This window comes from Mesorhizobium sp. P5_C1 (assembly GCF_054049815.1).
Window position 1 is genome coordinate 1 of record NZ_JBFULQ010000237.1, and the last position, 8,385, is coordinate 8,385.

The window sequence follows — 8,385 nt, forward strand, 5'->3', positions numbered from 1 at the left end:
ATACAGGTCCTGGAACCATGATGCTGATCAGAACCTACGTGGCTGCGAGTGCAATCGAAGGCGTCGGCGTGTTCGCCGCCGAACCGATCAGGAAAGGCGCCTCGATCTGGCGGCTCGATCCGGATTTCGACCGATTGATTCCGATGGAAAAATACGAGGCAGCCCCCTCGCATCTGAGGGAATTGCTCGACCGCTATGCCTATCCAAGCCCGGACCGTCCCGGTTTCATGGTCTATGAGGTCGACAATGGGCGTTTCATGAATCACGCCGAACGGCCGAATACGGATTTTTCGCAGTATGGCGGCGCCATCGCTACCCGCGACATCGCGGCCGGGGAGGAGATCACGTGCGACTATGGTGAGTTCTTCGAGGATTTCGAGCGGCTTCACCTCGCTACGGCGTAGTCGGCTCCCGATCCAGCGGCAAACCGGCTGCGGTTTGCCGCTGATGTTCATTTCGGCTGTGGACAGCGCGGCCTGATTCTGCTATCAGCCGCCACAATTCGTGGTGTAGATCGCCGCGGAGGCTTGTGGCTATGGCCGCTTGCCTGTTGATATCAAACCCGAAAGACAGGATTGCCCGTGCAGGTACTCGTCCGCGACAATAACGTTGATCAGGCGCTTCGCGCGCTCAAGAAGAAGATGCAGCGCGAAGGCATTTTCCGCGAAATGAAGATGCGCGGCCATTACGAGAAGCCTTCCGAGAAGCGCGCCCGTGAAAAGGCCGAAGCCGTGCGCCGCGCCCGCAAGCTGGCCCGCAAGCGCGCACAGCGCGAAGGCCTGCTGCCGATGACGCCGCGTCCGGTTGCTGCTGGCGCCGCCGGCGGTGCAGGTGGTGCTCCGCGCCCGCCGCGGTTCTAACGCCAATTTTTCGTCCTTTTCGAAGGATACCAGAGGTGGCGCGATGCGGAATCGCCGCCACCTTTTTGTTTAGGGCGACATGCGTCCACTTGAACGCTCAAAAGACGCTCTAACGCTTTACGACAATTTTGACCCGGCCCGGAGGGGGGACCCGGACCCGAGTGACGCGACTGAAGTGAGGACAGGGCAGACATGAACGCAATCAGCGTGGAGCGCAGAACCCAATTGCGCGGCTTTGCCCTGACGGCAGCCCTGCTTTCCGGGCTGGCGCTGGCCGGCTGCCAGACGGCGGGCCCTACAGGCGAATTCAACAACATCGACAAGGCGCAAGGCTCGAGCGAGAACATCTCCTCGCTGTCGGCGGTGATTCAGCGCAATCCCAAGGATCCCGAAGGCTACAATGTGCGCGGCTCCGCTTATGGCCGTGGCGGCCAGTACCAGGCGGCGCTCCAGGATTTCAACACCGCCATCCAGCTCAACCCGAATTTCTACCAGGCCTACTCGAACCGTGCGCTCATTCAGCGCTTCCTCGGCAATCAGAAGGCCGCGCTCGACGACTACAACCGTTCGATCCAGATCAATAGCAATTATGACGCCGCCTATATCGGCCGCGGCAATCTCTACCGCAAGGCGGGTCGCACCCAGGATGCCTTCAACGACTTCCAGAAGGCAATCCAGCTCGACACCACCGATGCGCGCGCTTATCACAATCGCGGCCTGATCTATCAGAGCCAGGGCCAGCACAAATTCGCCATCGAGGATTTCTCGACCGCCATCTCGCTAGCGCCGGACGCCGCCGAACCCTACAACGGCCGCGGCCTTTCCTATCTGGCCACCAACGACGAAGACAACGCCTTTGCCGACTTCAACATGGCGATCAAGCTCGACGGCAAGAACGCCGAGGCCTGGGCCAATCAGGCGCTGATCTACGAGCGGCGCGGCGACAAGGTCAAGGCGGGGAAATCCTACCGCGAAGCCGTGCATCTTGATCCGACCTACCAGCCGGCCAAGGATGGCCTCGCCCGCGTCAGCGGTGCGACTTAGGCGCCAATCAAAGCGCTGCCCGTTGTGCGCCCGAACTAGCGCGCGGCTCTTGAAAACCCATCAATCCGGCAACCGCGCATTAACCCCGGCGGCAAGGTGTTGGCGCGTGCCTTGTTCGCGCCAAGTTTTCAGGGGAACGGTCTGGCCACCCAAGCCGTTATTCCAAGCAATTTGCGAAAGGACCCTCCCATGATCAAGAAACTCGCCTGCGCCGCGGCCCTCGCCACGACGGTGTTCGCCGCCGCCCCTGCCAGCGCCGGCAAGCTGCAGCTCGGAACGCTCGACTGCACCATTGATGGCGGCACCTCTTACATCGTCGCTTCCAACAAGGGCGTGTCCTGTGTCTTCCGCCCCTACCACCACGGACCGTCGGAGATTTACACCGGCGTCATCTCCAAGATCGGCGTCGATGTCGGCCAGACGCATCAGGGCCAGCTCGTCTGGGCCGTGCTGGCGGCAACGCGCGAACGTGATGCGGGCGATCTCGCCGGCAGCTATTATGGTGTCAATGCCGAGGCCAGCGTGGTGACAGGCGGTGGCGCCAACCTGCTGGTCGGTGGCTTCAACAGCGCCTTCATGCTGGAGCCGCTCAGCGTGCAAGCACAGACCGGCGTCAACCTCGCCGTGGCCGTGACCTCGCTGGAGCTGATCCACTCGCTCAAGTAATTGCATGGAGCCATGCGCTCCCACGACCCTCTATTTACGGCGCGGAACCAGATAGGATGGTTCCGCGCCGTTTGATTCTTAGGCAATACCGGGAAAAAGGTGAAACGGTTTTGCCAGGAAAAGCGCGTGGCGCTTTCCCTAGGGAATTGCGTCAAAACAAAGAGATAGAGCGGTTCCGAACCGCTGGGGGGACTGCATGCCAAAGACAGCCATCGCTGCTGCCATATTCGCCACCACGCTTGCCGGAGCGGCGCATGCACAGGACAAGGGCATCGAACTCGGCGTCCTGGATTGCGCCATCGGCGGCGGCACCGGCTTCATCTTCGGCTCGAGCAAGGATTTGAGCTGCACCTTCAACCCCGCCGACAAGACCTTTGCACCGGAAGCCTATTTCGGCGCCGTCAACAAATACGGCCTCGACATCGGCACCACGAAGCAGACGGTGATGCAGTGGATCGTGCTGACACCGCTGAAGAACATCTACGCGCCGGGCGCGCTGGCCGGCGACTATATCGGCGCCAGCGCCGAGGTAACGGCCGCCGTCGGCGCCGGCGCCAATCTGCTGGTCGGCGGCTCCTCGCAGGCCTTCACCCTGCAGCCACTCAGCCTGCAGACGCAGACCGGCATCAACCTCGCTATCGGCGTCAGTCAGTTCCAGTTGCGCAGCACCGAGAATTGATCGCCCGGTCGCCTCCCGAAAAAATCTCGAAAATTTCGCTTGAGCTCAACCCCGGTTGAGGTTTTACAAGCCTGCCCCGACTGGAGCGGCGCCCTCGACGCGGCGCGCGATGCACGCTCCCGCCTGCGCATGGTCCTGCCGGAAACCCATACTGGCTTCTGGCGCCATGCGCTGGCATCGAGATATGGAAGGCAGGGGTGGAAATGACCGGAATCAGCACAAACAGGGTCGACTGGCGCGCTTTGTGGGCAAGCGGCGACCTGGCGCGTTTCTGCTTCATCAGCCTCGGCATCCTGCTGCACGCCACCAACGAGACGATGGTGGCGACGGTGATGCCGGCCATGGTCGGCGAACTGGCCGGCGTCCAGCTCGTCGGCTGGTCTTTGGCCATCTATGAACTCGGCGCCATCGTCGCCGGCGCCGCGGCGGGACGGCTGGTGAGCTATGTGGCGCTGCGCACCAACATGGTGGTTGCCGCCCTCCTCTATGCCACCGGGGCGCTGATCTGCGCCATCTCGCCTTCCATGCAATTGTTCCTTGCCGGCCGCCTGATCGAGGGGCTTGGCGGCGGCGCGTTGGTGTCGTTGGCCTTCGTCTCGGTCGAACGGCTGTTCTCGCGCGCCATCTGGCCGCAGCTTTTCGGCATCATGTCGGCGATCTGGGGCGTCGCCGCCTTCAGCGGCCCGCTTCTCGGCGCGATCATGACCGAGCTTTTGTCATGGCGCTGGGCCTTTGGTATCTTCACCTTCGGCGGCACTGCGATGGCGCTGGCGAGCCTGATTGTCCTCAACACGCCCGAGGCCACCAGGCCGCAGGCGACCGCGGGCAAGGCGCCGCCCTTCCCATTCGCCGCGCTTGGCTGCCTTGCCGTCGCCGTGGTGCTGATCGCCTCGGCAGGCGTTGACATCGCCCTGCTGCGCTCGTCGGTGCTGATGGCCCTCGGCCTCATCGGCCTGGTGCTGTTCTTCTACATCGACGCGCTGAAGCCGCGCTCCCGGCTTTTTCCGGCGCGGCTGTTCTCTTGGCGTACACCGGTCGGCGCAGGCATGACCATGGTCGCCGCCTTTTCGGTGGCGACCTGTTCCTTCGGCGTCTACGGGCCGCTGATCCTGACCAGCCTGCACAACATCCCGCTGCTCACCACCGGCTACATCATCGCCGCCGAATCGATCGCCTGGTCGATCCTGTCGATCCTCGTCGCCAATGCGCCACCGCACCGCGAGCGGTTGATCATCGTTGGCGGCGCGCTGATGATCGCGGCAGGCATCGCCGGCTTTGCCTATACGATACCGCTGGGCTCCATTCCGCTGATCCTGCTTTGCGCCCTGCTGCAGGGTGGCGGCTTCGGCATCGCCTGGCCGTTCCTGACGCGCGTCATCGTTGCCTCCGCCCCGGAGGACGAGCAGACCATCGCCTCGGCGGCCGTGCCAACCATGCAGCGCATCGGCTACGCTGTGGGCGCAGCACTTGCCGGGATCGTTGCCAATGCCAGCGGCTTTTCAGAAGGACTGAATCATGACGCGGCCGCGAATGTCGCGTCCTGGCTGTTTCTTGCCTTCGTGCCGCTCGGCGTTGTGGGCTGCCTCGCGGCCTTGCGGACATCGTCGACGGCAAACCACCTGCAGGAGGCTGTTGGTTAAAGCAATTCGAGGAAAGTGTGAAACCCGGGAAAAGCGATTGGCGCTTTCCCTAAGGGAATTGCTTTGAAACAAAGAGATAGAGCGTCACGTCGAACGGCCTCTATTCGACCTCTCGCAGTCGATAGCCGACACCGGTCTCGGTGGTGATATAGCGCGGCTGGTCGGGGGTCTTCTCGATCTTCTGCCTGAGCTGCCGCACATAGACCCTGAGATACTGCACGTCGGTCGAATCGCCCCAGACCTGCTTCAAAAGGAAATGATGGGTCAGCACCTTGCCGGCGTGCTGCACGAGGATACGCAGGATCTCGTATTCCTTCGGCGACAACTTGACGTCCTTGCCTTCGACCTTGACGATGCGTTTGACCAGATCGACGGACAGGTCGCCGGTCTGGAACACCGGCTTTTCACCTTGCTGCTGGAACTTGTGGCGCAGCGCCACGCGGATGCGCGCAACCAGCTCATTCATCCCGAACGGCTTGGTGACATAGTCGTCGGCGCCAAGTTCCAGAGCCTGGACGATGCCGGCCTCGTCGGTGCGGCTGGACAGGATGACCACCGGAATGTCGAGGCCGTCGTCGCGCCATTTGCGCAACAGCTCGTGGCCACCCATGCCGGGCAGGCCGAGATCGAGCAGGACGAGATCCGGCTTCTCCGCATCCATCAGTTCGATCGCTGCCTTGGCGTTCGGCGCCTCGCTGATCGCGTAGCCCTGGCTGCCGAGCCCGACACGAAGCAGCTTGCGGATCGGCGGCTCGTCGTCGACAACCAATATCCTGACGTTCGAGTTTGTCATGCCAAGTCACCCATTTCGTTGTCGTCCGTATTGGCGGCATCGAGATCGGGCTGGTTCGCCGGTTTCGGCATCTTGATGGTGAAGACCGCGCCCGAACGGTCGGTTCGGTTTGCCGCCGTGATCGTGCCCCCCATCGCCTCGATGAAGCCGCGGCAGATCGACAGGCCGAGCCCGGTGCCGGCGCGGACCTGGTCGCGCTTGCGCACTCGGTAGAACGTATCGAAAATCCTTTCCAGGTCGCCGGGAGGGATGCCCGGCCCTTCATCCATGACCTGCAGGATAACGGAACCATTGTCGGTCCAGCCCTGTATCCGGATCGTCGAGCCGGGCGGCGCGTATTTCGCTGCATTGTCGAGGAGATTGAACAGCGCCTGCTCGAACAGCACGGGGTCGACTTTCAACATCGGCAAATCGCTGGGGATGTCGATCTCGGTCTTGTGCTCAGCGATGATTTTCCTGGCCCTCTGCAGGGCGGAACCGACGATGTCTCCGACATAATGGAAAGCATAGTTCGGCTCCATCGCGCCGGACTCGATCTTGGTCATGTCGAGCAGATTGGCGATAAAGCGGTTCAACCGCTCGGATTCGTCTAGCACGGTCGTCAGCAGCTCCGCCCGGTCCTGTTCGGGAAGTGCCGGTGCGAATTCCCTCAGCGTGCCGGCCGCGCCCATGATGGCGGCGAGCGGCGTCTTCAAATCATGCGAGATGGACGTGAGAAGTGCCGAGCGCAGCCTGTCCGCCTCGGCCGCGAGCTTGGCGCGGTCGACGTCCGCGACGAGCTGGATGCGCTCGATGGCGACCGCCGCCTGGTCGGCCAGCGCATCGAGCAGGCGCTGCTGCTCGGGCGTCAGCAACGGACCCTGCTTGTCGTTGTCGAGGCCGACGACGCCGATTGCCGTGCGCCCGGTGCGCAAGGGAAGATAGAGGCGCTTGGCGCCCGGAAGCGTGTCGGCGCCGCGTCCCGCGGCACGGTCATGCTCCCAGGCCCAGCGGGCGGCTGCGATGTCGGCCTCGGCCAGCGTGTCGTCGGGCGGATAGCCGGCCTTGACGGTGATCGTTCCGTCTTCCGGCAGCAACAACACCACCCGCAGCTTCAGCATCGAGGCGATCTGGAAGGCGGTGGCCCAGAGAACGTCGTCGAGTGTGCCGGCGCCGGCGAGCTTCTTTGAAAAGAGGTAGATGTCCTCGGTGGCCCGCGCCCGCGAGCGGGCGGCGATCGCCTGACGCTGGACGCGCACCGTCAGATTGCTAGCAATGACGGCGACAACCAGGAACACGCCGAGCGCAACGATGCTCTCCGGATCCCGGATCGTCAGTGTGTAGCGCGGCTCCAGGAAAAAATAGTTGAACGCGAGCGCGCTGGCGAGACAGGCATAGAGAGCCGGCCACAATCCGCCGGTCACCGCCGATGCCAGCACCCCGACGAGAAAGATGATGGCGAGGTTGCGAACGTCCAGGAACTGGTCGAGAAGGACGGCGAAGGCGAGCGAGCCCATGACATAGGCCGTGGCCTTGAGATAGGGCCATATCTGGAACTGCCACTGCTCGTCCGCCGCCCTGACGTTCCTCGACGTCGCCTCGGTGTTGCGTTCGTTTCCAGAAATGACATGGACGCTGATGTCACCGGCATTGCGGATGAGATCGTAGGTGAGCGAGCCTTCGATCAATTCGCGCCAGCGCGACCGGGTCGGCCTGCCGACCACGATATGGGTGAAATTGTTCGCCGTCGCATAACGCACGATGTCCTGCGCCAAATTCTGACCCGGAATGGTCGTCACCTCGGCACCAAGCTGTTGGGCGAGGCGCAGGTTCGTGGCGAGTCGGTCCTTGTCCTCCTCCGGCATGCTGGCCGAGCGAGGGCTGTCGACATGCAGCGCCGTCCACGGCGCGCGAAGCCGGTCGGCCAGCCTGCGTGCATAGCGGACGCGGGCCGAGCCTCCCTGGCGCGCGTCGAGACAGACGAGGACCCTTTCGCCTGCAGCCCACGGCCCGGGAATGGCATGCGCCTGCATATGGATCAGCAACTGGTCGTCGACGCGCTGGGCGGTGCGGCGCAGCGCCAATTCCCTCAGCGCCGTCAGGTTGCCGGGCGAGAAATAGTTCTCGATGGCGCGCTGGGCAGTGTTGGGGAAATAGACCTTGCCTTCCTCGAGCCGCTTGATCAGGTCGTCGGGGGTGAGATCGATGATCTCGACATCGTCGGCCTGGTCGATGATGGAATCGGGAACCGTCTCGCGGACCCTGACCTTGGTGATCTGGGCGACGACATCGTTCAGGCTTTCGACGTGCTGGATATTGAGCGTCGTGTAGACGTCGATGCCTCGCGTCAGGATTTCCTGGACGTCGAGGTAGCGCTTGGGGTGGCGGCTGCCAGGCGCGTTGGTGTGGGCGAGTTCGTCGACGAGAACCAGCGCCGGACGCCGGGCGAGGATGGCGTCGATATCCATCTCGTCGAGGACGCGCCCCTTGTAGTCGACCTTGCGGCGGGGAATGACCTCATAGCCCTCGACCAGGGCCAGTGTTTCCTTGCGACCATGCGTCTCGACGACGCCGATCACCACGTCCACGCCGTCGGCCAGCCTGGCGCGGCCCGACATCAGCATCTCGTAGGTCTTGCCGACGCCGGGTGCCGCACCCAGGAATATTCTCAGGCGGCCGCGTTCCTCCCGCTCGGCATGATCGAGCAGCGCGTCGGGAGAAGGT

General features: G+C 63.2%; 8 protein-coding genes. 6 read left to right on the top strand and 2 right to left on the bottom strand.

What is annotated here, in order from left to right:
- Window positions 1-17 precede the first annotated feature (17 nt).
- The 6 genes from ACXJ7R_RS18600 (at window position 18) to ACXJ7R_RS18625 (ending at window position 4,889) form a co-directional block, all read left to right on the top strand.
- Window positions 18-404: an SET domain-containing protein gene (locus tag ACXJ7R_RS18600; protein WP_457153128.1), complete on the top strand. Its 387-nt coding sequence runs from the start codon at window positions 18-20 to the stop codon at window positions 402-404.
- A gap of 177 nt (window positions 405-581) precedes the next feature.
- Entirely contained in the window at window positions 582-860 is a 279-nt protein-coding gene (rpsU, locus tag ACXJ7R_RS18605; protein ID WP_023810129.1) for a 30S ribosomal protein S21, read from the top strand.
- A gap of 192 nt (window positions 861-1,052) precedes the next feature.
- Window positions 1,053-1,904: a tetratricopeptide repeat protein gene (locus ACXJ7R_RS18610; RefSeq protein WP_457153123.1), complete on the top strand. Its 852-nt coding sequence runs from the start codon at window positions 1,053-1,055 to the stop codon at window positions 1,902-1,904.
- A 189-nt stretch (window positions 1,905-2,093) separates the two neighbouring features.
- Window positions 2,094-2,570 carry a DUF992 domain-containing protein gene (locus tag ACXJ7R_RS18615; protein WP_095084635.1) on the top strand — a complete coding sequence of 159 codons (477 nt, stop codon included), beginning with the start codon at window positions 2,094-2,096 and terminating at the stop codon, window positions 2,568-2,570.
- A gap of 196 nt (window positions 2,571-2,766) precedes the next feature.
- Window positions 2,767-3,249: a DUF992 domain-containing protein gene (locus ACXJ7R_RS18620; RefSeq protein ID WP_457153124.1), complete on the top strand. Its 483-nt coding sequence runs from the start codon at window positions 2,767-2,769 to the stop codon at window positions 3,247-3,249.
- A gap of 203 nt (window positions 3,250-3,452) precedes the next feature.
- Window positions 3,453-4,889, top strand: coding sequence for an MFS transporter (locus ACXJ7R_RS18625; RefSeq protein ID WP_457153125.1), 1,437 nt, complete (start codon window positions 3,453-3,455; stop codon window positions 4,887-4,889).
- A gap of 100 nt (window positions 4,890-4,989) precedes the next feature.
- On the opposite strand, the gene ACXJ7R_RS18630 is transcribed toward ACXJ7R_RS18625, so the two are convergent.
- Window positions 4,990-5,682, bottom strand: coding sequence for a response regulator transcription factor (locus ACXJ7R_RS18630; RefSeq protein WP_457153126.1), 693 nt, complete (start codon window positions 5,680-5,682; stop codon window positions 4,990-4,992).
- On the bottom strand, window positions 5,679-8,385 hold a 2,707-nt coding region (locus tag ACXJ7R_RS18635), incomplete at its 5' end, for a DUF4118 domain-containing protein (protein WP_457153127.1). The genes ACXJ7R_RS18630 and ACXJ7R_RS18635, both read right to left, overlap by 4 nt.